The organism is Streptosporangium sp. NPDC050284, assembly GCF_044459525.1.
Classification (GTDB): domain Bacteria; phylum Actinomycetota; class Actinomycetes; order Streptosporangiales; family Streptosporangiaceae; genus Streptosporangium.
This window is the reverse complement of sequence record NZ_JBITIZ010000010.1, coordinates 288,997-313,936: the sequence shown is the minus strand read 5'-3', so window position 1 is coordinate 313,936 and position 24,940 is coordinate 288,997. Positions and strand designations below refer to the sequence as shown.

At 69.9% G+C, this 24,940-nt stretch carries 21 protein-coding genes; 18 read left to right on the top strand and 3 right to left on the bottom strand.

Features of this window, described 5'->3' with window-relative positions; translation table 11 throughout:
• The first annotated feature begins 268 nt into the window (after positions 1-268).
• From ACIBH4_RS24500 to ACIBH4_RS24490, 3 genes are all read left to right on the top strand, one after another.
• A complete protein-coding gene (locus tag ACIBH4_RS24500) occupies positions 269-1,345 on the top strand; it encodes a transposase (protein ID WP_362767916.1) in 1,077 nt (358 codons plus the stop codon).
• Positions 1,346-1,566: 221 nt separating this feature from the next.
• Positions 1,567-2,022: a hypothetical protein gene (locus ACIBH4_RS24495; RefSeq protein WP_362767913.1), complete on the top strand. Its 456-nt coding sequence runs from the start codon at positions 1,567-1,569 to the stop codon at positions 2,020-2,022.
• A 203-nt stretch (positions 2,023-2,225) separates the two neighbouring features.
• Positions 2,226-3,092: an NAD(+)/NADH kinase gene (locus ACIBH4_RS24490; protein WP_362516375.1), complete on the top strand. Its 867-nt coding sequence runs from the start codon at positions 2,226-2,228 to the stop codon at positions 3,090-3,092.
• Between the two features lie 154 nt (positions 3,093-3,246).
• On the opposite strand, the gene ACIBH4_RS24485 is transcribed toward ACIBH4_RS24490, so the two are convergent.
• Positions 3,247-3,954, bottom strand: a complete 708-nt coding sequence (locus ACIBH4_RS24485; RefSeq protein WP_362516377.1) for a GntR family transcriptional regulator — start codon at positions 3,952-3,954, stop codon at positions 3,247-3,249.
• A 202-nt stretch (positions 3,955-4,156) separates the two neighbouring features.
• Here ACIBH4_RS24485 and ACIBH4_RS24480 point away from each other — a divergent pair, with 202 nt between their 5' ends.
• The 12 genes from ACIBH4_RS24480 (at position 4,157) to ACIBH4_RS24425 (ending at position 17,736) form a co-directional block, all read left to right on the top strand.
• Positions 4,157-4,957, top strand: coding sequence for a thiamine pyrophosphate-dependent enzyme (locus ACIBH4_RS24480; RefSeq protein ID WP_362767911.1), 801 nt, complete (start codon positions 4,157-4,159; stop codon positions 4,955-4,957).
• Entirely contained in the window at positions 4,950-5,954 is a 1,005-nt protein-coding gene (locus ACIBH4_RS24475; protein ID WP_362516382.1) for a transketolase C-terminal domain-containing protein, read from the top strand. Before ACIBH4_RS24480 ends, ACIBH4_RS24475 begins: the two co-directional genes overlap by 8 nt.
• Before the next feature lie 13 nt (positions 5,955-5,967).
• Entirely contained in the window at positions 5,968-7,260 is a 1,293-nt protein-coding gene (locus ACIBH4_RS24470; protein ID WP_362516384.1) for a Xaa-Pro peptidase family protein, read from the top strand.
• 14 nt (positions 7,261-7,274) lie between these two features.
• On the top strand, positions 7,275-8,153 hold the full coding sequence (locus tag ACIBH4_RS24465; protein WP_362516386.1) for an NAD(P)-dependent oxidoreductase: 879 nt from the start codon (positions 7,275-7,277) through the stop codon (positions 8,151-8,153).
• 458 nt (positions 8,154-8,611) lie between these two features.
• Positions 8,612-9,808 carry an ABC transporter substrate-binding protein gene (locus ACIBH4_RS24460; RefSeq protein ID WP_362767909.1) on the top strand — a complete coding sequence of 399 codons (1,197 nt, stop codon included), beginning with the start codon at positions 8,612-8,614 and terminating at the stop codon, positions 9,806-9,808.
• A 79-nt stretch (positions 9,809-9,887) separates the two neighbouring features.
• Positions 9,888-10,784 (top strand): branched-chain amino acid ABC transporter permease, encoded by an 897-nt coding sequence (locus ACIBH4_RS24455; RefSeq protein ID WP_362516390.1) that lies wholly within the window; start codon positions 9,888-9,890, stop codon positions 10,782-10,784.
• Positions 10,781-11,788 (top strand): branched-chain amino acid ABC transporter permease, encoded by a 1,008-nt coding sequence (locus ACIBH4_RS24450; protein WP_362767906.1) that lies wholly within the window; start codon positions 10,781-10,783, stop codon positions 11,786-11,788. Before ACIBH4_RS24455 ends, ACIBH4_RS24450 begins: the two co-directional genes overlap by 4 nt.
• On the top strand, positions 11,785-12,558 hold the full coding sequence (locus tag ACIBH4_RS24445; RefSeq protein ID WP_362516395.1) for an ABC transporter ATP-binding protein: 774 nt from the start codon (positions 11,785-11,787) through the stop codon (positions 12,556-12,558). The genes ACIBH4_RS24450 and ACIBH4_RS24445 overlap by 4 nt, the downstream gene beginning before the upstream one ends.
• Positions 12,555-13,271: an ABC transporter ATP-binding protein gene (locus tag ACIBH4_RS24440; RefSeq protein WP_362516398.1), complete on the top strand. Its 717-nt coding sequence runs from the start codon at positions 12,555-12,557 to the stop codon at positions 13,269-13,271. Before ACIBH4_RS24445 ends, ACIBH4_RS24440 begins: the two co-directional genes overlap by 4 nt.
• Before the next feature lie 12 nt (positions 13,272-13,283).
• Positions 13,284-14,774 (top strand): hypothetical protein, encoded by a 1,491-nt coding sequence (locus ACIBH4_RS24435; RefSeq protein WP_362767904.1) that lies wholly within the window; start codon positions 13,284-13,286, stop codon positions 14,772-14,774.
• Positions 14,771-16,393, top strand: coding sequence for an amidohydrolase (locus ACIBH4_RS24430; RefSeq protein ID WP_362516402.1), 1,623 nt, complete (start codon positions 14,771-14,773; stop codon positions 16,391-16,393). Before ACIBH4_RS24435 ends, ACIBH4_RS24430 begins: the two co-directional genes overlap by 4 nt.
• Positions 16,390-17,736, top strand: a complete 1,347-nt coding sequence (locus ACIBH4_RS24425) for an amidohydrolase family protein (protein ID WP_362767901.1) — start codon at positions 16,390-16,392, stop codon at positions 17,734-17,736. Before ACIBH4_RS24430 ends, ACIBH4_RS24425 begins: the two co-directional genes overlap by 4 nt.
• 88 nt (positions 17,737-17,824) lie before the next feature.
• On the opposite strand, the gene ACIBH4_RS24420 is transcribed toward ACIBH4_RS24425, so the two are convergent.
• Complete coding sequence (locus ACIBH4_RS24420) at positions 17,825-19,351, bottom strand: arabinogalactan endo-1,4-beta-galactosidase (protein WP_362767898.1); 1,527 nt, start codon at positions 19,349-19,351, stop codon at positions 17,825-17,827.
• An 87-nt stretch (positions 19,352-19,438) separates the two neighbouring features.
• Positions 19,439-21,535 carry a beta-galactosidase gene (locus ACIBH4_RS24415; protein WP_362767895.1) on the bottom strand — a complete coding sequence of 699 codons (2,097 nt, stop codon included), beginning with the start codon at positions 21,533-21,535 and terminating at the stop codon, positions 19,439-19,441.
• A gap of 306 nt (positions 21,536-21,841) precedes the next feature.
• On the opposite strand from ACIBH4_RS24415, the gene ACIBH4_RS24410 reads away from it, so the two are divergent.
• Genes ACIBH4_RS24410 through ACIBH4_RS24400 form a run of 3 tightly spaced genes read left to right on the top strand, consistent with a single transcriptional unit; the run spans position 21,842 to position 24,917 of the window.
• Entirely contained in the window at positions 21,842-23,149 is a 1,308-nt protein-coding gene (locus ACIBH4_RS24410; protein WP_362767892.1) for an extracellular solute-binding protein, read from the top strand.
• Positions 23,146-24,048 carry a sugar ABC transporter permease gene (locus ACIBH4_RS24405; RefSeq protein WP_362516413.1) on the top strand — a complete coding sequence of 301 codons (903 nt, stop codon included), beginning with the start codon at positions 23,146-23,148 and terminating at the stop codon, positions 24,046-24,048. Before ACIBH4_RS24410 ends, ACIBH4_RS24405 begins: the two co-directional genes overlap by 4 nt.
• Positions 24,048-24,917 (top strand): carbohydrate ABC transporter permease, encoded by an 870-nt coding sequence (locus ACIBH4_RS24400; protein WP_362516415.1) that lies wholly within the window; start codon positions 24,048-24,050, stop codon positions 24,915-24,917. Before ACIBH4_RS24405 ends, ACIBH4_RS24400 begins: the two co-directional genes overlap by 1 nt.
• Positions 24,918-24,940: the final 23 nt, after the last annotated feature.

The window sequence follows — 24,940 nt, the reverse complement described above, 5'->3', positions numbered from 1 at the left end:
CGCCGGTGGACCAACTTTTCCTACTCGGTTAAGCTGGAATCCGGTTAGCTTGACAAGTGCGTTGTTTGCCTTGCGCTGCCAGTCCATGCCCACGGAGGGTAGCCACCTTTCCTGGCATTTAACTGTGTGTTCACCGAACCTCCCCAGAAGGCCCGGCCTTCAGGCCGGGGAGGAATCGGGAGCAGGAGGGCCACCAAGGCCCGAGCGTGCCCTGACCAGTCAGTCATGAACGAGGCACCAGCATGCATTGAGTGATGTCACTCAATGCATGCTGGTGACGGAGATGCTGAAACTCGCCCCGAGCGCTGAGCAGCGCGAGGCGCTGCTGGCGACGATGTGGGCCTGCAACGCCGCCGCCAACCGCGCCGCCGAGGTGGCGTTCACCCACCACACCGCCAACAAGATCGCCTTACAAAAGCTGGTGTACACCGACCTGTGGCACGAGTTCGGCCTGTCGGCGCAGATGGCCATCCGGTCGATCGCCAAGGCGCGCGAGGCGTACAAGCGCGACAAGAAGATCAAGCCGACCTTCCGGGATCTGGGTGCGGTCGCCTACGACCAGCGCATCCTGTCGTGGAAAGGCCGCGGCGCGGTCAGCATCCTCACCCTCGCAGGCCGCATCGTCGTCCCCGTCGTTTACCAGGGCCGGTGGCTGAAAACCAGCGGGGCCACCGCGCGGGGACAGGCCGATCTCGTCTACCGCGACGGCATGTCCTACCTCGCGGTCGTGATCGACGTGCCCGAACCAGCGCGGGGTGGCGAGCCCAACGAGTGGCTGGGCGTGGATCTCGGTATCGTCAACCTGGCCACCGACTCCACCGGTCAGGCACACACCGGCAAGGGGGTGCGGGCTGTGCGGCGGCGCAACGCCCGCCTGCGCGCCCGCCTCCAGGCCAAGGGCACCAAGTCCGCCAAGCGCCTCCTCAAGGCGCGCCGCCGTAAAGAGTCCCGGTTCGCCCGGAACACCAACCATGTGATCAGCAAGCATCTGGTCGGCAAAGCCAAAGGCACCCGCTCGGGCATCGCCCTCGAAGACCTCGAAGGCATCCGGGATCGGGTAACGGTTCGTAAGGCTCAGCGTGCCGACCTGCACTCGTGGGCGTTTCACCAGCTCCGTACCTTCGTGACCTACAAGGCCGCCCTCGCCGGCGTGCCCGTGCGTCTGGTCGATCCCTGCAACACCTCCCGCACCTGCCACCGGTGCGGGCACTGCGACAAACGCAACCGTCCCAACCGGGACGACTTCAAGTGCCTCGGCTGCGGGTTCGCCGGCCCCGCCGACCACAACGCTGCGATCAACATCGGTCGCAGGGCAGTGAGTCACGCTGCCGACGACGCGGCCTGACCCGTGCACCCCATGCACGGCGAGGAGCTGCAAGCTCGAACCCTTCAGGGCCGAGAAGTTGACTCAAGACCACCTCTTTGCCCACGGCGCGAAGCCGGTGATTCACGCTCTCCACGCGGGGTAGGGACACGTTCCCACGGCTCATAGGGCATGCAGCCGACAGCGACCGAGCTCCGGCGCACCGCCCCGAGCCCGCCGCCGCCCCGCGAGGAGGAGATCGGGTGACCCACGACGTACGGCCGAAGACGGCCTCCTCCCGAACCTCGCCCGACGCCTCGCCCCGCGTCGAGGCCGACACCGACACCGGGACCGACACCGAGGTCGACGACGCGACCGCCGAGGCCCTGGGCAAGCTCTCCGAGGCCCTGGAGACGACCGAGAGGGCTCGCGGGCACCTCTACTCCTTCCACCAGCTGACCGGCCACGCCGACCTGCAGCTCGACGAGGCCGTGGAACTGCTGCGCGCCGCGGGCCACCCCGAGATGGCCGACATGGTGACCCGCGAGCTGATCGGCCTCGACGTCATCCCCGACAGGTGGACCTTCCAGATCGTGGAGGAGTACGAGGACGGCTACCACGCCGCCTTCACCGGCGTGGAGAGACGGATCAGGGAGCGGCTCGCCGGCGGGCGCCGCCACCTCCACGAGGCGCGGATGAAGAAACGGCGCCAGGGCTGAGGCTCTCCGCCTCCGCCACGCCCGGAAGCCCACTCCTCGCCGCCGGACCCTTACCTGTGCCCGCAGTCGCCGCAGGACCTGCCGCTCAGGCTCCCGCCCGCACTCGCGCTCTCGCCCGCTCCTCGCCGCCGGATCCCGCTCTCGCGAAGCCCCGGGATTTCCGGCGTACGGATCCGATGGCGGCTCCCCGTACAGTGTGAGGCATGGGGATGGTCAAGACCGTGGGACTGGTTCTGCACCCACAGCGCGATTCGAAGGTGGCCATCGACACGATCGTGGAGTGGGCCCGCGCCCGCGACGTCACGGTGCTCGGGCTGCCCGACGAGGTCGGGCGCATCGACTGCAGCGCCGTCGCGGTCGACGCCCCCACCCTGGTCGACCGCGCCGACCTGCTGGTCAGCCTCGGCGGCGACGGCACGATGCTGCGCACCATGCGGCTCGTCTCGGAGCGCAAGATCCCCGTCCTGGGCGTCAACCTCGGCAGGCTGGGGTTCCTCGCGGAGATCGACGTCGACGAGCTGCCTCCCGCGCTGTCGGCCATCGACAATCACGACTACCGGGTCGAGCCGCGCATGGCGGTGCGGGCGACCCTGCCCGACGGCACGACGATGACCGCGTTCAACGACATCGCCCTGGTGCGGATACCGGGTGACGGGCTCTCCGCGGTGTCGATCACCGTGGAGGGCCACCCCTTCGTGCGCTACGCGGCCGACGCGGTGATCGTGGCCACCCCCACCGGGTCGACCGCCTACAGCTTCTCCGCGGGCGGTCCCATCGTGTCGCCGACGGTCGAGGGGTTCCTGGTGGTTCCCGCCGCCGCGCACTCGTCGTTCAACCGGGCCATCGTGCTGTCGGCCGACGAGCGGGTCGTGCTCGACCTGCTGCCGACGAGCGGGCGGCTCGCCGTGGAGGTGGACGGCGCGGTGGCCGCGCACCTGACACCCGGGGACGCGCTCGGCATCACCGCGATCCGCGCCGCCGCCTGGGTGGTCAGGCTCGGCCCCAAGAGCTTCTACGACCGCGCCCGCCGCAAGCTCCGCGTCAACGGCAGTGCCGAGGTCGACCAGTAGCCGAATCCTGTCGTGGCGGATCCGACGCCTCGGATGGCGATCGTCCCGTCACATGGATCTCACCCGTGCCGGATTGAGGGCCGGATCACCCGTCCGCCGTCTTTCCCGGCGTGATCCCCTCAAGGCATGCGGCCCGCGATGTCTTGTCGCGGCGCTAACGGCGGCTGCGCTCGATGTGCTGGAGCATCACCTCGTGGTGGTGACGGATCGCGGCGCGGGTGGCGTCGTCGTCACCGGCGGTCATCCCGTCCAGGATGGGCTTGTGAATGGCCATCTGAGCGTCGGCGCTGTCCGGTAACAGCCAGTCGGGGATCAGGTCCCTGTTGACCCAGTCGTCGTACTCGTAAGAGATGATCGCGGTGTGGACCGCCTCGTAGATCGAGGTCAGGAACGGGTTGCCGGAGGTCCGGACGACCGCCGCGTGGAAGACCGTGTCGGCGGCGATCCACGCCGACGTGCCGTGGGCCATGCTCTCCTCGAGGCGTTGCAGCGCCGACCTCACCTCGGCGAGGTCGGTTTCGGGGTTTCGCAACCCTTCGGTCGCCCCCAGCGTCTCCAGCCAGAGCCTCAGGTCGACCAGGCGTGACAGGGACTGCCTGTCGAGGTCGAGCATCAGGTTGACGGAGGCGGCCAGGCCCGACTCCGGGCGACGCATCACGTACGCCCCCGAGCCCTGTTTGATCTCGACAAGCCCCATGAGCGACAACGTGCGCAGGGCCTGGCTGACGATCGGCCGACTGGCGCCGAACATCTCCGCGAGGTGGCGTTCCGACGGCAGGCGCGCACCTTCGGCGATGTCCTGGGTGATGATGAGCTGTCGAATCTGCTCGGCGACGTCGTCTGCGAGCCGGCTGGTCGACACGGTTCGGACAGCCCCGAACTCCACAACCTTGCGTGGGCGTGAACCGTTTTCGTGGTCCGCCAGCGCCATGGATTCCTCCAGTTTGACCAAGACGAGGGAGAGCGTACGCCCGCCACGGAACCGCCAGGAAGAGGGCTTGACACGGCATAAGCTCTGTGGTTGTACTAAAGCGGCATAGCCACTTTACCACTAGAGAGCAGACATGGACCAAAAAACCGAGTCACTCGCCGCGTTGGCCGACCGCATCCGGCTTCACGCCGTGCGGATGGTGGCGACGCATGGGCTTGGCTATCTGGGACAGGCGCTGTCGTCGGCCGAGATCCTGGCGACCGTCTACGGCAGGGTGTACCGACCCGAGATGGACCGCATCGTGATCTCACCGGGCCACTATGTGATCGGAGCGTTCGCGGCGGCGGCCGAGTGCGGCCTGCTCGATCCGGCCGCGCTCGCGACCTACGGTCACGACGGCTCGCGTTTGGAAGCGATCGGCACGGAACGCTCCCCCTCGATCGACCTCACCTGCGGATCGCTGGGGCAGGGCCTGTCCGCCGCGGTCGGCTTCGCGCTCTCCGACCGGCTGCTGGGCCGCACCGACGCCAGGACCGTGGTGCTCGTCAGTGACGGCGAGTTGGAGGAGGGCCAGGTCTGGGAGGCGGCGATGTTCGCCGCCCACCACGGGCTCGGCGGCGTCATCGCGCTCGTCGACGCGAACAACTCCCAGGTGGACGGCCCGGTCGCGGAGATCACCACGATCGAGCCCGTCGCCGACAAGTGGCGCGCGTTCGGGTGGCACGCCCAGGACGTGGACGGCCACGACATCGAGGCGCTGGAGTCCGCGCTCGAGAAGGCCGTCCGGTCCGACCGCCCCGCGGTCGTCATCGCCAGGACCGCCACGACCACCGGCCTGGACTGTCTGCCCAGCACCATCGACGGACACTTCGTCAAGCTCCCCCCGAAGTTGGCCGAGCAGGCCGTCGCCGAACTGGAGGCCCGCCTTGCGTAGACCGCCGTACCCCACAGTCCTGAAACCGTACGGCAGGGCACTGCTGGATCTGGCCCGCATCGACGAGCGGATCGTCTGCCTGTCCGGAGACCTGACCCGTCAGTGCGAGATCGACCTGTTCCGCGACGAGCTGCCGGAACGTTTCATCAACGTCGGCATGGCCGAGGCCAACATGATCGGCATCGCCGGGGCGCTGGCCCGGTCCGGCCACATACCGTTCGTGCACACCTTCGGTGTCTTCGCCACCCGGCGCCCGCTCGACCAGATCGTCAACGCCGTCGCATACCCGAACCTGCCGGTGCGCATCGTCGGCTTCATGCCGGGCATCTCCAGCCCCGGTGGTCCGAGCCACCAGGCCATCGAGGACGTGGCGCTGATGCGTGCGCTGCCCAACCTGACGGTGATCGACGCCGCCGACGCCACGGAGATCCAACAAGTCGTGCCCACGATCCTCGACCATCCGGGCCCGGTCTACCTGCGCCTCAAGCGCGGCGAGATCCCGGTGATCTTCGAGGAGGGGTACGAGTTCTCGATGCACCGCGCCCAGCGGCTGCGGACGGGCTGCGATGCGGTGATCGTCACCAACGGCATGATGCTTCCCGCCGCCATCGTCGCCACCGACATACTCGGCGCCGCCGGGATCGACTGCGGCCTCGTGCACGCCCCCGTGATCAAGCCGCTGGACACCGCCACGGTGGTGGACGCCGCGGCCGGGGTACGCGTGGTCGTGACCGCGGAGAACCACACGATCGTCGGCGGCCTGGGGTCGGCCGTCGCCGAGGCCCTGGCCGAGGCCGGGTCCGGCGCCAGGCTACGCCGGGTCGGCCTGCGGGACACCTTCGCCGAGGGTGCTCTGACCGCCCATCACCTTTTCCAGACCTACGACCTCACCACCCAGTCGATCGTCGACGCGGTGTGGGGTGTGCTCAAACCGGGCGGCCCCGCGCCGGTCGCCCCGACAAGTCCCGCCGCCGTCGGCGAGTACTCACCAGTCTGATACAGGAGGCCCTGTGACCAATTTCTATGCTCCACCGGCGGAGACCGGCTCGATCGCCTCGCTCGGCGCGACCATGGGCGTCGACTGGGAGGAGCGAGTCAATTTCGACCGGCTCCGCAGGGAGCGCTTCGCCAAGGTGCAGAACGCGTTCGCCCGGTCCGACCTGGGCGCGCTTGTTCTGTTCGACATGAACAACATCCGCTACACGACCGGCACGCACATCGGGAACTGGGCGCGCGACAAGCTTTTCCGGTGCGCGCTGGTGATGCGGGACCAGGAGCCGATCCTGTGGGACATCGGTTCGGCCGCGCGCACACACCAGCGGTTCGCGACCTGGTTCGGCAAGGAGAGCTGGCAGGCGGGCCTGTCCAGCTGGCGTGGCTCGATTCCCGAGGAGGTGGGTGTCGAGCGGGGCAACGCGGCCAGGATCGCCCAACTGCTCCGCGACCACGGCCTGGCCGGCGAGCCGATCGGTGTCGACGTGGTCGAGTTGCCGGTGCTGCGCGCCCTGGAGGGCGCCGGTCTCACCATCGTTGACGGGCACTCGTTCATGCAGGACGTCCGCGCGGTCAAGACCCCCGACGAGATCGCCCTGCTGGACCATTCGGCCGGCCTGGTGGACGGGGCCTACGAGGAACTGTTCCGCACCCTGCGGCCGGGCATCCGCGAGAACGACTGCGTGGCGCTGGTCAACCGTTACCTCTACGAACACGGCTCAGAGGAGGTCGAGGCGGTCAACTCCATCTCGGGCGGCCGCTGCAGCCCACACCCGCACGTGTTCTCCGACCGCCTGATCCGGCCCGGCGACACCGCGTACTTCGACATCATCCACTCTTTCAACGGCTACCGGACCTGCTACTACCGGACGTTCAACGTCGGAGGGGCCAGCCTGGCCCAGGTGGAGGCGTACCGGCGGGCCCGGGAGTTCATGGACAACGCGATCGCCGAGATCCGTCCCGGCGCGACCTCGGCCGACGTGGTCCGGCACTTCCCGGCCGCTCAGGAGTTCGGGTACGCCAACGAGGAGGAGGCGTTCGGGCTCCAGTACTGCCACGGGCTCGGCCTGTCCAACTGGGAGCGGCCGCTGATGAGCCGATACCACTCCTTCGAGCATCCGGTGACGTTGCAGGAAGGCATGGTCTTCGCGATCGAGACCTACTGGCCGACGCCGGACGGCAGCGCCGCCGCGCGCATCGAGGAGGAGGTCGTGGTGACCGCGGACGGCTGCCAGTTGCTCACCCGATTCCCGGCCGACCAACTGTACGTGACGGGCATCCGGTATACGCGAGGCGCCGACCTACTGTGAGCGGAGAAGAAAAGATGACAGAGATCGGCTGGATCGGCGCTGGACGGATGGGCACGGCGATGGCCGGCCGCCTGCTGGACGCCCACCTCCCGGTGCGGGTCTGGAACCGTACGCGGGCCAAGGCGGAGGCGCTGGTGCCACGCGGCGCGACGGTCGCCGACGAGGTGTCCGACCTGGGCGGTTGTGATGTCGTGTTCATCATGGTCTCGACCTCGGACGACCTGCACGAGGTATTGCGCCGCCTCTACGCGGGAACAGCCCTGCCGGGCACGGTGGTCGACTGCTCGACCGTCTCCGCGGAGGCGTCGGCCGAAGCGCGCGCCGAGTCGGTCGCGCGCGGCGTGCGTTTCGTGGCCTCCCCGGTGAGCGGGAACCCGCATGTGGTCGCCGCCGGGGACGCGCGCCTGGTGGCGTCGGGCGACCGGGAGAGCTTCGACCTGGTCCGGCCATTGCTGGAGACGATCGGCCAGAGCGCGGTCTACGCCGGTCCGGGAGAGGTGAGCCGGCTGGTCAAGGTCTGCCACAACCTCTACCTGGGGATGATGGTCGAGTCCCTGGTGGAGGTGGTGACGCTGGCCGAGAAGGGCGGCGTGGACAGGGCCGCGTTCCTGGAGTTCCTCGGCGGCACCGTGCTCGGCTCCGAGTGGGTCCGTCACCGCACACCCGACCTGCTGGAACGGGACTGGCGTCCGACCTTCACGACCGCGCTGCTGCGCAAGGACTTCGATCTCGGCCTCGGCGCCGCCCGGGCCCACGAGGTGCCGATGCCGGTGGCGAGCCTGGTGCACCAGATCATCCAGGCCGCGATCGGGCAGGGCCACCGCGACGACGACTTCCTGTCCATGTACGACGTGCAGGCGGCCAACGCCGGTCTGCGGCCCGACTCCACGTGAGCGCTGCGATTCCGGTGGACGTGTCGACCGGAACATTCGTCGCGGGCTAGCGGGTCGAGGCGGCCGATCACGTCCCGGTGACCACCCCGGCGACGGCCGAGGCCATCGCCGGGGTCGCCGGCGGCACGGTCGGGGACATGCTCGCGGCAGTCGTCGCGGCGCACGCGACGGGTGGCCCCGGGCCGGCGTCGAGGCGTTCCTCGAACCCGGATACGTGGCCGTCGACGGTAGCTACGGCTTGGTAACGAGCCGTTGGCGACCTTGACACCAGGGGCGGACCATCCGCTTAAATTGGCTAAGCCACATGGCCACTAGGGCACTTTGAAGCGACATAATTACCCAAACCGGTATTTACCCGAAGATAAATAGGCACCAAAGTCAGGCATCGTTACGGGCGTGGCCACCGGCTCCGACCGTAGGAGGGAACCGGCCGTGCCACAGCACAGGGAGCTAACGACATGACAGGCAGAGGGGCCGCATCGGGGATCGCCGCGCTCGCGCTCGCGCTCGCCCTGACCGGTTGCGGCGGCAGCACCGTCGCGGGCGGCGAGAGTGCCGAATCAACCGGCACGAGCGACTCGATCAAGATCGGGTTCATGGTGCCGAAGTCCGGCATCTACGCCTCGATCGGCACCGACCTCGATCGAGCGATGCAGATCTACCTCGACAAGAACAACGGCGAACTGGGTGGCCGCAAGGTCGACCTGGTCACGGTCGACGAGGGCAGCACCCCGCAGACCGGCACGGCCGCCGCCCGGCGGCTCGTGCAGCAGGAGCAGGTGAGCGTCGTCACCGGCATCGTCAACAGCGCCACGGCCGTCGGCGTGGCCACGGTCTTCTCCGACGCGAAGATCCCGGTCGTCTCCACCGGCCAGGTCGCCGACAACCCGTTCTGGTGGCGGGTCGGCTGGACCAATCCGATGATGAACAAATCCATCGTGGACTACCTCGTGGCCCAGGCGAAGGACAAGCCCGCCTACCTGATCGGCGCGGACTACAAGCAGGGCCGCGACATCATCGACGACGTCAAGGCCGGCCTGGAGGCCGGCGGAGTCGAGGTCGTCGGCACCACGTTCACCCCGTTCGGCAACACCCAGGACTACCAGCCATATCTGTCGGAGATCAAGAAGAGCAAGGCCGGCACGGTGTACGCGTTCTACGCCGGCGCCGAGGCCGCCAAGTTCGTGACCCAGTACGGCCAGTTCGGTCTCAAGGACCAGGCGACGCTCTACGGTAACCAGGCGCTGACCGAGGGCAACCTCGCCGCGCAGGGCTCGGCCGCCGCCGGCGTGCTGACGAACTCGATCTACAGCCCGGGCATCGACACCCCGGTCAACAAGGAGTTCGTCGACGCGTACGTGGCCAAGTTCAACGCGCGGCCGTCCGTCTACTCCGAGGCCCAGTACGCCTCGGCCGCGGTGCTGGACAAGGCGATCGCGTCGATCGGCGACGGCGCGATCACCGGAGACGCCGTCAACGCGGCGCTGGGCAAGGTGGGTGATGTCGAAACGCCGCGCGGGACCTGGCGCTTCGACACCTTCCAGGCACCCAGCCAGACCATCTACCTGCGGCGGGCCACCGACACCGACGGTGTCATGAGCGACGAGGTGCTCGAGGTCCTGGGCGTCTACTCCAGCGACGGCAAGAAGTCCTGAAAAGCCCGCGGGCGGCGCGTCCCGACAGGACGCGCCGCCCGCCACAGGCATCAATGAGGCATCCATTGAAGGGAGGAACGTGTCCGTAGTAACGCAATGGTTCGACGCCAACCTCATCACGGTGATCAACGGACTGGCGTACGGGCTACTGCTCTACACGCTGGCCGTCGGTCTGTCGCTCGTGTTCGGCATGCTCAACCTGTTGAACCTGGCGCACGGCACGCTTTTCCTCGCCGGCGCCTATGTCGCCGCCGTGGTGGTGGCACCGAGCGGCGCGTGGCTGTCGTGGGTGCTGGCGCTCAGCATCGCGCTGGTCGTCGGCGCACTGGCCGGGGTCGGGCTCACCACGATGACCCGGCTGCTGACCCGCCGCGGCCACATGGCGGAGGCACTGCTCACACTCGGCATCTCGCTGGCCGGGTCCAGCCTGCTGTTGTGGATCTTCGGCGCGGATGTGCGCTCGGTTCCGGCACCGGCAGGCCTGGACGGCAGCGTCACGATCCTCGGCAACCCCTACCCGGTCTACCGGCTGGTGCTGATCGGCTTCGGGCTGCTCATCGCCCTGCTGGCCGAGGTGATCCTGGAGCGCACGATGATGGGCGCCGTCGTGCGGGCCATCGTCGCCGACGCCGACATCGTCAGCACGCTCGGCATCGACACCCGGAAGATCCTTTACGGCGTGCTGGCCGCCGGCTCCGCACTCGCCGTGGTGGCCGGTGTCCTCGGCGGCCCGATGCTCGGCGCCGCTCCCGGACTCGACGGCCATGTCCTGTTGATCGCCTTGGTCGTGGTGGTCATCGGCGGGATGGGCTCGGCTCGCGGCGCGCTGATCGGCGGCCTGCTGATCGGTCAGGTGCAGACCCTCGGCACGGCCCTCGCGCCGGAGGTCGCCCCGTTTCTCATATTCGGCGCGATGGCGCTGGTCCTGGTCGTGCGGCCGCACGGCCTCCTTGGCCGAGCGGAGGCGACCACATGAACATCCTCGAACGTCCGGCCACGGGCGCGCTCGTCCCACCGATGCTCGTCCCGCCACTGCTCGTGCTGGCCGCCGCCGCGCCACCGTTCCTGCTCGGCCCGTACGCGGTGTCCACCCTCACCCAGATCCTGGCCTTCTCCCTCATGGTGATGAGCATCGTCCTGCTCATGGGCATCGCCGGAGTGCCGACCATCGGGCAGGCCGGCTTCTTCGGCGTCGGCGGCTACGTGACCGCCCTGCTGGCCGGCCACCTGACCACCAGCGCACCCACGCTGCTGGTGATCTCGGCGGTGGCCGGGGCGCTGGTCGCCGCCGCCACCGGCTGGCTGCTCGTCCGGGTGAGGGGCACGTACGTGCTGATGCTGACGCTGGCCATCGGCGAGTTGCTCGCGCTGGTGGCCATCGCGCGGGTCAGCCTCACCGGCGGCTCCGACGGCCTCGCGAACATCCCGGCACTGACACTGCTGCCCGGCGTCGTGCTGCGGCACATCGCCGTCGTCTACTGGTACATCGCCGGAGCCGTGCTCATCATGGCGGCCCTCATCGCGCTGCTGATCCGCTCGCCGTTCGGCCGGGCGCTACGCGGCGTGCGCGACAACGAACCGCGGATGCGCGCGCTCGGCTACAGCACCGCCCTCTACAAGTACGCCGCGTTCACCGTGAGCGGCGCGTTCGCCGGCGTGGCCGGGTCGTTGTGGGTGACCCAGATGTTGTTCATCTCCCCGTCCGACATGAGCTTCCACACCTCGGCGCTGGCACTGCTCGCGCTGATCGTCGGCGGGTCGCAAAGCCTCTGGGGCGCGGTGGCCGGCTCCGCATTGATCATCGTCGCGCAGAACATGCTGCCGATCTCCATGCAGGGCCTCGGCCCCGTCGTCCTCGGCGTGGTGCTCGTGGTGGTGGTCTACACGCTGCCGGACGGCTTCGCCGGGATCCGCAACCCGCTGCGCCGTCGCCCGCCCGCGACCGCGACCGCCGAGCCGCCACGGAAGGAGCGGGTATGACCGCCGCACTACGGCTGGATGGCCTGACCCGGGCGTACGGCGCGCTGCGCGCGGTCGACGACGTGACGCTGACGGTCCGCGCCGGGGCCCGGCACGCGCTGATCGGACCCAACGGCGCCGGGAAGTCCACGATGTTCAAGCTGCTCTCCGGCGAGGTCCGCCCGACCGACGGCCGGATCCGCTACTTCGACGACGACGTCACCCGCTACTCCCAGCCGCGCCGGGTCCGGATGGGGATCGCCCAGACCTACCAGCACTCCAGCGTCTTCATGTCGCTCACGGTCGCCGAGAACGTCGCGCTCGCCGCCCAGCGGGTGCAGGGCATCGGCACCGTGTGGTGGCGCGGCGCCGTCCGGTACGCGGACCGGACCGCCGCCACCGGGGAATGTCTCACCGCGGTGGGCCTGGCCGAGCGGAGCGATGACCTCGTGTCATCGTTGTCCCACGGCGAGCGCCGTCAGCTGGAGCTGGCCCTGGCGCTCGCCTCCAAGCCCCGCCTGCTGCTGCTCGACGAGCCCACGGCCGGTATGTCGGCGACCGAGTCGGACGCCTTCGTCCAGCTGGTCAAGACGCTTCCCGGCGACCTGACGGTGATCGTGGTCGAGCACGACCTCGACGTCGTGTTCAGCCTGGCGACCGACATCTCCGTACTGCACCACGGCAAGCTCCTGGCCACCGGCACACCGGCCGAGGTGTCGGCGGACCCGGCCGTCCAGGAGGCGTATCTGTCCTGGTCGGCGACCGACGACGACCTGAAGGAGACCCCGTGAGCCCGCTACTGGAGGTACGCGATCTGCGCGCCGGATACGACGGGAGCGTGGTGCTGCAGGGCGTCGACGTGACCATCGAAGAAGGCACCGTGCTGGCGGTGCTCGGCAGAAACGGGGTCGGCAAGTCGACGCTGGTCATGTCGGTGATCGGGCTCGTACGGGCGTACTCGGGCAGTGTCGTGTTCGCCGGGCGGGAGCTGACCCGCGAGCGGACCGACAGGATCGCCTCGACCGGCATCGCGCTGGTGCCCCAGGGGCGGCGGGTGTTCAGCCCGCTGACGGTCGAGGAGAACCTGCGCATCGCCATACGCCGCAACCGGCCGGGGCCCTGGACGCTGGAGCGGCTCTACGAACTGCTGCCACGGCTGCGGGAACGGCGGGGCAACCGCGGCGACCAGCTCTCCGGCGGCGAGCAGCAGATGCTCGCGATCGGCCGGGCACTGCTGACCAACCCGCGCCTGCTGTTGCTCGACGAGCCGTCCGACGGGCTCTCCCCGATGGTGGTGCGGCAGGTCGCCGACGTCGTCCGCGCGTTGCGCGAGGACGGCATCACCGTCCTGCTCGTCGAACAGAACGTGCGATTGGCACTCGAACTCGCCGACAACGTCGCGGTGATGGTCAAGGGCGAGATCGCCTGGCACACCGACCCCGCCGGCTTCCACGGCGACCGCGAACGCGTCCGCGCGCTGATGAGCGTGGCCGGTCCACAGTAGAGGGGATGAACGTTGACCACGAAGGACTATGGGTGGGACGAACAGCGCCGGCTCTTCGTCCATCCGCAGAGCACACCGTACGTGAGCGGACCGCGGCCCCTGCCGCAGAGCCTGGATCACCTGGAGGACCGCGAGTACACCTCCAACATGACCGTCGAGGCCCGCTGGCCCACGGTCGTCAGGCTTACCCACACCTGGCAGAACGTCGTCGACATGGGCGGCCGACGCTACATGTTCCACTACTACCGACAGGCTCTCAACGTCTACGACATCACCGACCCGACGGCCCGCGACCTGGTGCTCGAAAAGCGGTACGGCCCCGGGGACGGCGAGTTCGGGGCGGCGGCCATCGCCTACAACAAGGAGCGGGACGCCTGGATCCTGGTGCAGTGCTTCGAGGTGCCGCGCACCTACGGGCCCGACTCCGACAAGTACGCCGACCCCGCCGTGCTGCCCCGGCTGATGGCGGCGCCCGGATTCCGCGGCTTCCGGGTCTACGAGCTGACCAGCCCCACCGACTGGAAGCTGCTCGCCGAGGTGCCGACCGGCCCGGTCGACCCGGCCACCGGGATCCATCAGGGTTCCGGCGGAGTGGACACGCCCGCCTACGACGGCGGCCGTTACATGTTCATCGCCGCCGCCCCCGACGACACGTTCATCAACCAGGAGTTCGCCACCTACCCGTACACACCCGCACAGCTCGTGTACGACATGGAGGATCCGGCGCACCCGAAGCTCCTGTCCACCTGGTGGGTGCCCGGCCAGCGGGCGGGTGAGACCGGCGCCTACGAGTCGTGGAGCAGGCACGGCAACCGGACCTCGTGGATCGGCGCGCGGGTGCCCATGTCGGTGCCGGTGCCCCTGGAGCAGGGCGGCCGGTACGGCTACGCGGTCATGGGCGGCCTCGGGCTGTACGTGCTCGACCTCGCGGACCCGCGCCGCCCACTGGTCAGCGGCCATCTCGACCTGCCGCACAGCTGGGCCGGCATCGAAGGCGACGTGGTGGACACGAGCCGGGTGACCAGCCACGGCGTCGTGTTCGTCAACGGCGGCCCGATGAACGAGGACGGGTACGAGCCGTACAAGGACATCTACGTGATCGACGTCAAAGACCCGGCGAATCCGCACATCGTGGCGACGTTCCCCCGGCCGGTTCCGCCGGCCGGAGCGCCCTACCAGGACTTCGTGTTCCGGCGGGGCAAGTTCGGTCCCAAACGCTTCGGCTCCAACGCCCACCCCGGGACGGCCGACCCCAACCTCACGCTGTACTCCTTCGGCAACGCGGGTGTTCAGATGTTCGACCTCACAGACGTCCGCCGACCGGCCCTGGCAGGGTACTTCGTGCCGAAGATGACCGACGAGCTGGGCGACCCGCGCTCCTATCTCGTGCCGACCGAGAGCATCTTCGTGGAGTGGGACCGCCGCCTGGTCTGGGCCTTCACGAACTCCGGCATGTACCTGCTGACCAGCCCGCTGCTGGGCGAGCCGAGGATCGCCCGATGACGGCCGATCTCATCCTGGTCGACGGCGACATCACCACCAGCGCGGGCGGGCGGCGGGTGAGTGGCCTCGCCGTACGCGCCGGGCGGGTGCTCGCGGCCGGGAGCACCGACGAGATCCGCCGGTACGCCGACTCCGACACCCGGGTCGTGGACCTGGGAGGCCGCTGCGTGATCCCCGGCCTGGTCGACAACCACATCCACTTCGTGCGGGCCGGGCTCACCTGGAACTCGGAGCTGCGCTGGGAACGCTGCCCCAGCCTCGCCGCCGGTCTGCGGACCATCGCCGAGGCGGCTGGCACCCGGACGCCGGGCGAGTGGGTGCTGGTGATCGGCGGCTGGCACGAACGCCAGTTCCCGGAAGGACGCGGACCGAATCTCGCCGAACTGGACGAGGTCTCGCCGGATCGCCCCGTCTTCGTGCAGATGATGTACGACTGGGCCCAGGTCAACACCGCGGGAATGCGCGCCGCCGGTCTCACCGCCGAGACCGCCCGCGCGGCCGGAGCGCACCTGTTCGAGTGGGACGGCCAAGGCCGGCCGACCGGCCGGGTGCTGGGCATGGAGGGCTGCAAATGGCTCTACGCCCGGCTGCCCAAGGAGACACTGGAAGCCCAGATCGCCTCGACCGCCCGGCTCTCCCGCGACCTCAACCGCTTCGCGGTGACCGCGCTGATCGACGGCGGCGGCGTGAACACCGGCCCGGACGTCTACGAGGCCGTGTACGAGGTGGACCGGCGCGGTGACCTGACCGTGCGGACGTTCCTGACCGTGCACGCGTCGGCGCGTGGGCGCGAGGCCGAGGAGATCGCCGGATACCTGCGCTACGGTCGCCCCCGGCACGGCAGCGGAACGCTCCGGCTGCTCGGCTTCGGCGAGGTCGTGCTGTACGGCCTGCACGACCGGGTGCACACCCGGGTCGACGTGACCGACGCCGACCGGGCCGAACTGATCCGCGTCTTCACCGACCTGGCGGCCGGTGGCTGGCCGGTACAGATGCACGCGCACCGGCCGGAGGTGATCGAGACCGTCATCGCGGCCTGCGAGGAGGTGAACGCCCGCCATCCGCTGGCACCGCTGCGGTGGGGCATCGTGCACGGCGAGATGATCAATTCGGCGCAGGTGGGACGCATCCGCGCACTCGGACTCGGCGTCCTCACCCAGAGCCTGCTGCGTTTCCTCGGCGACCAGGTGGTGGGCGCGTTCGGCGCCGACCGGGTCCGCGACGCGCCCCCGCTGCGCGCCCTGCTCGACGCCGGGGTTCCGGTCAGCGCAGGCACCGACGCGATGCGCGGCGCCTCCTACGACCCGTTCACCTCGCTGCACTTCTACCTGACCGGCCGCACCATCGGTGGCGACCGGATCGTCGCCGACGAGAACCTGCTCGACCGCGACGAGGCACTGCGCCTCTATACGCGCGGCAGCGCCTGGAACTGCTTCGCCGAGCACGAGATCGGCGCGCTGGAACCGGGCTTCCGCGCCGACCTCGCGGTGCTCTCCGACGACTACTTCACCGTCGACCTGAACAAGATCCTTACACTGGAGTCGGAGCTGACCCTGCTCGGCGGCCGGCCCGTGCACGCGAGCGGCGAACTGGCCGCAGTCCTGGAGGAGGGCCGATGAGCCGACTGCTGATCCGCGGTGGCCACGTGGTGACCATGGACCCGGCGCTGGGCGACGTCGACGGCGATGTCCTCGTGGTCGACGGGCGGATCGCCGAGATCGGTCCCGACCTGTCCGCCGCGGACGCGGAGATCCTCGACGCGACCGGCACCGTCGTGCTTCCCGGCTTCGTCGACACCCACCGTCACACCTACCAGTCGCTGGTCCGCGGCCTGCTGCCGAGCTGCACGCTCGGGGAGTTCATGGGGACCATCTTCAACAGCGTGGCCCCGGCCTACACCCCCGAGCTGATGCGGCTGGGCAACTACGTCGGCGCCCTCGACGCGCTCGACGCCGGCATCACGACCATGGTCGACTGGTCGCCGAGCGAGACCCCGGACCACGCCGACGGAGCGATCGAGGGCCTGCGGCAGGCCGGCATCCGGGCGATGTACGCACACGGCATGCCGGCCGGCGGCCAGTGGTGGTACCGCAGCGAGCTCAACCACCCGGCCGACGCCCGCCGGATCAGAGCCGAGCACTTCCCCTCCGACGACGGCCTGCTCACGATGGCGCTCGCGCTCCGCCAGCCCGGCAACGTCGTCGACGAGGTCGCCGTAAACGACTGGAACCTCTCGCGTGACCTCGGCGTCCGCGTCTCGGTGCACACCGCGATGCGCTCAGGCGGCGCGACCGGCCACCCGATCCGCTCCCTGCACCGGCTCGGCCTGCTCGGCGAGAACACCACGTTCATCCACTGCACGACCAGCACCGACGACGAAATCGCGATGATCGCCGACTCCGGAGGCACGGTCTCGATCGCGCCGTACGTCGAACTGGTGATGGGCCACGGCCTGCCGCGGATCACCGCGATGCTCGCGCACGGCGTGGCCCCCACGCTCAGCATCGACACGGTCACCACCTCGCCCGGCGACATGTTCACCCAGCTGCGGATGGCACTCGCCCTTGGCCGCGCCGAGGCGTTGCCCGAGAACCCGGAGGATCCTTTCACCCCGACGCTCACCCACCGCGATGTCCTGCGGCTGGCCACCCTCGACGGTGCCCGAGCCTGCGGCCTCGGCGACCGAACCGGCACCCTCACCCCGGGCAAGGCGGCTGACGTCCTCCTCGTCCGAGCCGACTCGATCCGTACCCTCCCCCTGCGGGACCCGGCGGCCACGGTGGTCTCCTCGGCCGACCGGGCCGACGTCGACACGGTGCTCGTCGCCGGCGTGATCCGCAAGCGCGGCGGCGTCCTGGTCGGCGTCGACCTGCCCCGCCTCCGCGCCGAGGCGATCGCCGCCCACGAGGACATCCTGACCCGAGCCGGACTCGAGACAGGAGATCGAGCCGCAGGGGCGTAGCCGCGGTGAGGCACCGGCCGCGGCCCTGACGTGCGATGACATCTCACGGCGGCACGCCGGAAAGGTCTCGGACGTGCCGCCGTGAGGGTCACTGGTGGGCGAACTGGGTGAGCGCGGGCAGCGCCCTGTCGGCGAAGTCGAACAGTGCCTGGTTCTCCCAGCCGTTACCCGACGACGGGTCGGCCGGGTCCCAGCCGTTCCCGGTCACCGCGGTCCAGGTGGGTTCCCAGTACACCGCGCCGAGCCCGCGCCCGCCCGGCACGGCCTGCACGATGCTCATCACGTCGCGCAGCATCGCCGACTGGCCCGCCGGTGAGGCCGGGTATCCGGGGTACGGGGTCGCCGCGGTGATGATGTTGGCGAGGCCGTCGTCGTTGCCCGTGGTGAAGGGGTAGGCGGTCTCGGCGAGCAGGACGGGCCTGCCGTAGCGGGACGCGATGTCGTTGATGTTGGACTGGAAGGCGCCGAGCGTGCCGTGCCAGTAGGGGTAGTAGGAGACGCCGATCACGTCGTAGTTCACGCCGTGCGCCGCGGCGCTGTCGAACCACCAGCGAAACAGCCCGTTGTCGCCGCCCTCGGCCAGATGCAGCACCACCTTGGTCGAGGACGAGACGGCCTTGACCGCGCTGTAGCCCGAGTTGAGCAGCTGGGCGAGGTTGCCGAAGTTGGAGCTGCGGCCGTCCTCCCAGAGGATGCCGTCGTTGATCTCGTTTCCGACCTGGACCATGTCCGCGGTGGTGCCCTGCGCCTTCAGCGCGTTCAGCACGTCGTAGGTGTGGTTGTAGACGGCCGTCTTGAGCTGCGCGAACGTGTATCCGTTCCATGCGGCCGGCTTGTACTGCTTGCCGGGGTCGGCCCAGGTGTCGGAGTAGTGGAAGTCGACGAGCAGGCGCATCCCCCTGGCCTTGACCCGCTGCGCCATGGCCAGCACCCGCGCCTTGTTGTTGTAGCCGTCGGCCGGGTTCACCCACACCTTCAGCCGGACGTAGTTGGCTCCGGCCGCCGCCAGGATCGCGAGGGCGTCGCCCCGCGCGCCCCCGGCGTCGTGGTACCTGCCCCCGTACGCCTCCGACTTGGGCAGGCTTGAGGTGTCGGCGCCCTTCACCGCCAGCGTCGCCGACCCCGCCGCGAAGGTGACGTCGTCGAAGTTGGCCCAGCCGCCCGCCGCCGCCGCGGAGCCGAGGGAGATCGTGCACTGCCCGCCCGTCACGTTCTGGGTGACGGCGATCTGGATCCACTCCGAGGAGCTGACCGGCGTGTGGGTCCGCCTCTCGGCGGAGCCGCAGTTGCGCAACGCGATCCAGCTCTGGCTCATCGCCCCCGACCTCACCCAGACGCGGAGGGTGTAGGTGCCCGAGGCCAGGCCGGTCAGCGTCTGGTTGGTCTCGACGGTGTACGCGGCGGTGGACCAGTGCGACAGGCGGTAGGAGCCCGTGCGACCGCCGGCCTCGGTGAAGTCGGCGGAGGCGTTGCCCGCGGTGCTCCACGAGACCGGCGCGGCGACGCCGCCCCCGGTCTCGAAGCCGCCGTTGGCGACCGTGGGCGCGGCTCGGGCCGGTAACGGCACCAGGACGGCGGCGGCACATGCCAGCAGTGCCACCAGGATCTTCTTCATGGGTCCTCACTTGGTCAGGAGTGATGTGGACGATCCCCGAAGACCCCGGGTGCCGCGCTCAGGTGGCGGGCGCGACCCCGGGGACGATCACGCGTCTGCGGTCGGCTCGACGACCGTGACGCCGCCGGCGGGCACGGTCGCCGACCCGGTGTACGCGGCGCCGTCGAGCATCCCGGTCCCGCTCACCTCCGGGACGGTGACCGGCTCCTCGCCGTGGTTGATGAGGAAGAGGTAGCGCCCCCGGCGTACGAGTTCCAGGGTGTCGGGCAGGCCGCGCGGGCGGGACACGCCCGCCAGGTCGAGGACCGTGCGGAGGAGCGCGCGCAGATCCCGCCCGGCACCCGTTCCCGTGCCGCCCGCCGGGTCGCCGGGGTCGCCGGGGTCGCCGGGGTCGCGGCGGCCTTCGGGACCGCCGGGGCCGGAGGTGTGGTCGGGGGACGGGTCGAGCGCGGTGGCGACGTACCAGGCGGTGCCCGCGCCCAGCTCGTGGCGGGTCACCGCGGGGTGGCCCGCGTCCGGCCCGCCGGTGAAGGCGTGGACGGCGCGCGCCCCGGCGAGGCGGATCCGCTCGGACCAGATCCGGCCGGTCAGGCCGTCGTCGCCGACGGGCACCGTGCCGTTCTCCGGCAGCGGGTGGAACTCCTCCACCGACAGGCCGAGCACGTCGCGCAGCGCGCCGGGAGGGGCGCCGGGATGGACGGCGTCGTTCTCGTCGACGATTCCCGAGAAGTAGGAGACGACCAGGTGCCCGCCCGCCTCCACGTAGCGGCGCAGGTTCTTGCCCGCCGCCTCCGTGAGCAGGTAGGAGCTGGGGACGACGACCATCCGGTACGCCGAGAGGTCGGCGCCGGGGTGGGCGAAGTCGACGGTGACGTGCTCGCGCCAGAGCGCCTCGTAGTAGGACTCCATCCGCTCGCGAAAGCGCAGGTCGACCGAGGGGCGCCACTCCAGCTCCAGCGCCCAGAACGACTCCCAGTCCCACACGAGCGCGACCTCGGCCTCGACGCGGGAGCCGCGCAGGTCGGCCAGCCCGCGCAGGTCGGCGCCGAGGGCGACCACGTCGCGCCAGAGGCCGGAGTCCGTCCCGGCGTGCGGCAGCATCGCCGAGTGGAACTTCTCCGCGCCGTGCCGGGAGGCGCGCCACTGGAAGAACAGCACCGAGTCCGATCCCCGGGCGACGTGGGCGAGGCTGTTGCGCCGCATCTCCCCCGGCCGCTTGGCGAGGTTGCGCGGCTGCCAGTTGACGGCGCCGGTCGAGTGCTCCATGAGCATCCACGCCTGTCCGCCCGCCACCGAGCGGGTGAGGTCGGCGGCCATGGCCAGCTCGATGTGGTTCTCGGCCCGCCCGGCGTCGAGGTAGTGGTCGTTGGAGACGACGTCCACCTCGCCCGCCCACCGCCAGTAGTCCATCGGCTCACAGTTGGCGATCATGAAGTTGGTGGTGACCGGCTGGTCCCCGAAGCGGCGGATGGCGTCGCGCTCGCGGCGGAAGTTGGCGATGTGCGCGTCGACGGAGAAGCGCGCGTAGTCGAGCTGCAGGGCCGTCAGCTGGCCGGGCGGTGCGAGCCTCGGTGGCTCCACCTCCTCGAACGAGCCGTAGGTCAGCCCCCAGAACGTGGTCCCCCAGGCGGCGTTGAGCGCCGCCACGTCCCCGTGCCGCTCGCGCAGCCAGTCGCGGAACGCCTCGGCCGAGGTCTCGCAGTAGCAGCGGGCGTTGGCCCAGCCGTACTCGTTGTGGACGTGCCACATCGCGACCGCCGGATGCCCGGCGTAGCGCTCGGCGAGCCGCTCGGCGATTCGCTCGGAGGCGGCGGCGTACTCGGGGGAACTCGGGCAGAAGCTGTGCCGGGAGCCTCCGGCGACGACGCGGCCCTCGCGGTCGACCAGGCGGGCGCCGGGGTGGGCCGTCCTGAACCAGGTGGGCGGGGACGAGGTCGGCGTCGCGAGGTCGATCATGATGCCCCAGGAGTGCAGCAGGTCGACGATCCTGTCCAGCCTGCCGAAGTCGTGGACCCCCTCGGCGGGCTCCAGCATGCTCCAGTTGAACACCCCGAGGCTGACCAGGTTCACCCCGGCCTCGCGCATCAGCCGGACGTCCTCGCGCCAGACCTCCTCCGGCCACTGCTCGGGGTTGTAGTCCCCGCCGTACGCGATGCCCTCTGGCAGGGCGGGATATCCGGGCAACGACTCCCCCTCGAACGATTTCTGTGAACGTGCACAGTAATGTACGACCGATGCCCCCGGAAGGCCAGTGCCGAGATTCCCGGTACATCAGCGGGTTAACAAGAACGTAACGGGCATTGACAGCGCCTCCCGGCTGATTTCAGTCTGTGAACGTTCCCAGAGAGGTGCCAGCGGCCTCGGCCTCTCTCGCCGACTTCACCGGCGGCCCCGCCCTGCGGCCTCCCAGCGGCCGACGCCCCTGTCATAAACCCGTCATGAACCTGTCATGAACTCCCACACGGACCCCCCACGGAGGAACACATGCAGATGAACCGGCTCATAGCGGTGGCGACCGCGCTCCTCGCCGCCGCCCTGGCCGCCGGGTGCTCGGGCACCCCCCAGGAGGCGGCCGCCCCGGACGCGCGGAGTTCGGCCCCCGCCGGGCCGGTGAAGCTCACCTACTGGACCTGGGTCCCCAACATGGACAAGATCGTGACGGTCTGGAACCAGACCAACCCCGACATCCAGGTCACCGTCAGCAAGCAGGCCGGCGGCGACGACGCGGCCGCCAAGTTCCTCACCGCCGCCAAGGCGAGAAACCCTCCCGACCTCGTCCAGGCCGAGTACCAGATGCTGCCCTCCTTCGTCGCCGCCGACGCGGTGGCCGACCTCTCGGGCGAGGCCGGCGCGGCGAAGGGCGAGTTCGGCGAGGGCGTCTGGGGACTGGTCACGCTCGGCACCGACGCCGTCTACGCGCTCCCCCAGGACAGCGGCCCGATGATGCTCTACTACCGCCAGGACCTGTTCGACAGGTACGGCATCGAGGTGCCGAAGACCTGGGACGAGTACGCCGAGGCCGCCCGCACCGTGCGGAAGAAGGACCCCAAGGTCTTCCTGGGGACCTTCTCCAGCAAGGACCCCGGCTCCTTCGTCGGCCTCGCCCAGCAGGCGGGCGCCCAGTGGTGGTCGATCAGCGGCGAGTCCTGGAAGGTCGCCGTCGACGACGAGGCCACCAGGAAGGTCGCCGACTACTGGGGCGGTCTCGTCTCCGAGGGCGCCATCGACGACCAGCCCTATTTCACCCCCGAGTGGAACAAGGCGCTGAACGACGGCAGGCTGCTCACCTGGCCCTCGGCGGTCTGGGCGCCTGGCGTGCTGTCCAGCAACGCCCCCAAGGCGAAGGGGAAGTGGGCGATCGCCCCGCTGCCGCAGTGGAACGCCGGTGAGAACGCGAGCGGCTTCTGGGGCGGTTCCTCCACCGCGGTCTCCGCCAAGTCCCCCCACCTGGCCGCCGCCGCGAAGTTCGCGACCTGGCTCAACACCGCCCCCGAGGCGCTCGGCCTGCTCGTCTCCGAGGGCGCGCTCTATCCCGCGGCCACCAAGGGCGGCACCATGCTCGGTGGGGCCCCCGAATACTTCTCCAACCAGCCCGACTTCTGGCAGCAGACCGCCACGATCGCGGGCGGCGCCCGCGGCTTCACCTTCGGCCCGAACGTCAACGTGACCTACAACGCCTTCAAGGACGCCTTCGACAAGGCCCTGCAGGACAGGTCGGCGTTCTCCGACGCCCTCGTGAAGATGCAGGACGCGACGGTCGCCGACATGCAGAAGTCCGGATTCCAGCTCACCCGATGACACGACGCCCCGGCGGCGGCGTTCGCACCGCGAGCGCCGTCCCCTACCTCCTCCTCGCACCGGCCATGGCGCTGTTCACGCTCTTCATGGCCCTCCCCATCGCCTACACGGCCTACCTCAGCCTGCGGCGCACGAAGGTCTCGGGGCTGGGCCTGGGCAAGGGGTCCCGCCGCGAGGTCTTCGCAGGCCTCGACAACTACGCGGCGACGCTCGCCGACGGCGAGCTGTGGGCCGGCTGGCTGCGCGTCCTGGCCTACGGCCTGCTGGTGCTCGTCGTCATGCTCGGGCTCGCCCTGCTGTTCGCGCTGCTGCTGGACTCGGCGCACGTGCGGCTCGCCCGCTTCTCCAGGATCTCCCTCTTCCTGCCGTACGCGGTGCCGGGCGTGGCCGCGACCCTGCTGTGGGGCTTCCTCTACCTGCCCAGCCTCAGCCCGATCCGCCAGGTGCTCGACATCGACCTGCTCGGCGCGGGCACGGTGGTGCTGTCCATGGCGAACGTGGCCGTCTGGGGCGGCGTCGGCTTCAACACCCTGGTCCTCTACACCGCGCTGCGGGCCGTACCCAGGACCTACTACGAGGCCGCCAGGATCGACGGGGCGAGCGAGATCCAGACAGCGCTGCGGGTCAAGGTCCCGATCCTGCTGCCCGCGATCATCCTGACCACGGTCTTCTCCATCATCGCCACGATCCAGGTGTTCACCGAGCCGACCACCCTGCGGCCGCTCACCAACACGATCAGCTCGACCTGGAGCCCGCTCATGAAGGTCTACCGCGACGCCTTCGTCACCGGCGACCTCTACTCGGCCGCCGCCACCTCGATCGTCATCGCGGCGATCTCCCTCGTCCTGTCGTTCGGTTTCCTGCGCGTCGTCCGCGACCGCGCCTTCGGGGAGGGCTGATGGCCACCACACCCCTCACCGGGACCCGCCGCCGACGCCGACGCCCGGCCGGGATCGCGCCGACCGCGATCCTGCTGCTGGGCGCGCTCTACTGCCTGCTGCCGGTCAGCTGGGTGCTGGTGGCGTCCAGCAAGTCGAAGGCCGAGCTGTTCTCCACCTCGACCTTTGCCCCCGGCACCGGGCTGCTGTCCAACCTCGCCGACCTCGCCGCCTACCGTGACGGCGTGTTCTGGCTGTGGATGCTCAACACGCTGCTGTACGCGGGCGGCGGCGCCCTGCTGTCCACGGCCGTCTCCGCCGTCTCCGGCTACACCCTGGCCAAGTACCGCTTCCCGGGGCGCAACCTGATCTTCAACCTGCTGCTCGGCGGCGTCCTGGTGCCCGCCGTGGTGCTCGCCATCCCGCAGTATCTGCTGTTCTCCCGGATCGGGCTCGCCGACACCTACTGGTCGGTCCTGCTCCCGCAGATCCTGAGTCCGTACGGCATCTATCTCGCCCGCGTCTACGCCACCGCCGCCGTCCCCGACGCGCTGCTGGAGGCCGGGCGCATCGACGGTGCCGGGCACCGGCTGCTGCTGGGCCGGATAGCCCTGCCCCTCATGTTGCCCGGCATGGTGACCATCTTCCTGTTCCAGTTCGTCGCGATCTGGAACAACTTCCTGCTGCCGTTCATCATGCTGGGCGACGACCAGAGGTTTCCGCTCACCGTCGGGCTCTACACCCTGCTCGCCGCGGGGGCCAACCAGCCCTCGCTCTACAACCTGATCCTCACCGGCACACTGCTCTCGATCATCCCGTTGATCGCGCTCTTCCTCACGATGCAGCGCCACTGGAGGACCGACCTGGCCGGCGGGGCCGTGAAAAGCTGACGGCCCGGCCGATCGGCGGCCGG

Coding starts and splice junctions, on each gene's coding strand:
- ACIBH4_RS24400 (WP_362516415.1), top strand. CDS start 24,048: ATGGCCACCACACCCCTCACCGGGACCCGCCGCCGACGCCGACGCCCG.
- ACIBH4_RS24445 (WP_362516395.1), top strand. CDS start 11,785: ATGACCGCCGCACTACGGCTGGATGGCCTGACCCGGGCGTACGGCGCG.
- ACIBH4_RS24490 (WP_362516375.1), top strand. CDS start 2,226: ATGGGGATGGTCAAGACCGTGGGACTGGTTCTGCACCCACAGCGCGAT.
- ACIBH4_RS24480 (WP_362767911.1), top strand. CDS start 4,157: ATGGACCAAAAAACCGAGTCACTCGCCGCGTTGGCCGACCGCATCCGG.
- ACIBH4_RS24430 (WP_362516402.1), top strand. CDS start 14,771: ATGACGGCCGATCTCATCCTGGTCGACGGCGACATCACCACCAGCGCG.
- ACIBH4_RS24425 (WP_362767901.1), top strand. CDS start 16,390: ATGAGCCGACTGCTGATCCGCGGTGGCCACGTGGTGACCATGGACCCG.
- ACIBH4_RS24450 (WP_362767906.1), top strand. CDS start 10,781: ATGAACATCCTCGAACGTCCGGCCACGGGCGCGCTCGTCCCACCGATG.
- ACIBH4_RS24410 (WP_362767892.1), top strand. CDS start 21,842: ATGAACCGGCTCATAGCGGTGGCGACCGCGCTCCTCGCCGCCGCCCTG.
- ACIBH4_RS24460 (WP_362767909.1), top strand. CDS start 8,612: ATGACAGGCAGAGGGGCCGCATCGGGGATCGCCGCGCTCGCGCTCGCG.
- ACIBH4_RS24500 (WP_362767916.1), top strand. CDS start 269: ATGCTGGTGACGGAGATGCTGAAACTCGCCCCGAGCGCTGAGCAGCGC.
- ACIBH4_RS24405 (WP_362516413.1), top strand. CDS start 23,146: ATGACACGACGCCCCGGCGGCGGCGTTCGCACCGCGAGCGCCGTCCCC.
- ACIBH4_RS24420 (WP_362767898.1), bottom strand. CDS start 19,351: ATGAAGAAGATCCTGGTGGCACTGCTGGCATGTGCCGCCGCCGTCCTG.
- ACIBH4_RS24465 (WP_362516386.1), top strand. CDS start 7,275: ATGACAGAGATCGGCTGGATCGGCGCTGGACGGATGGGCACGGCGATG.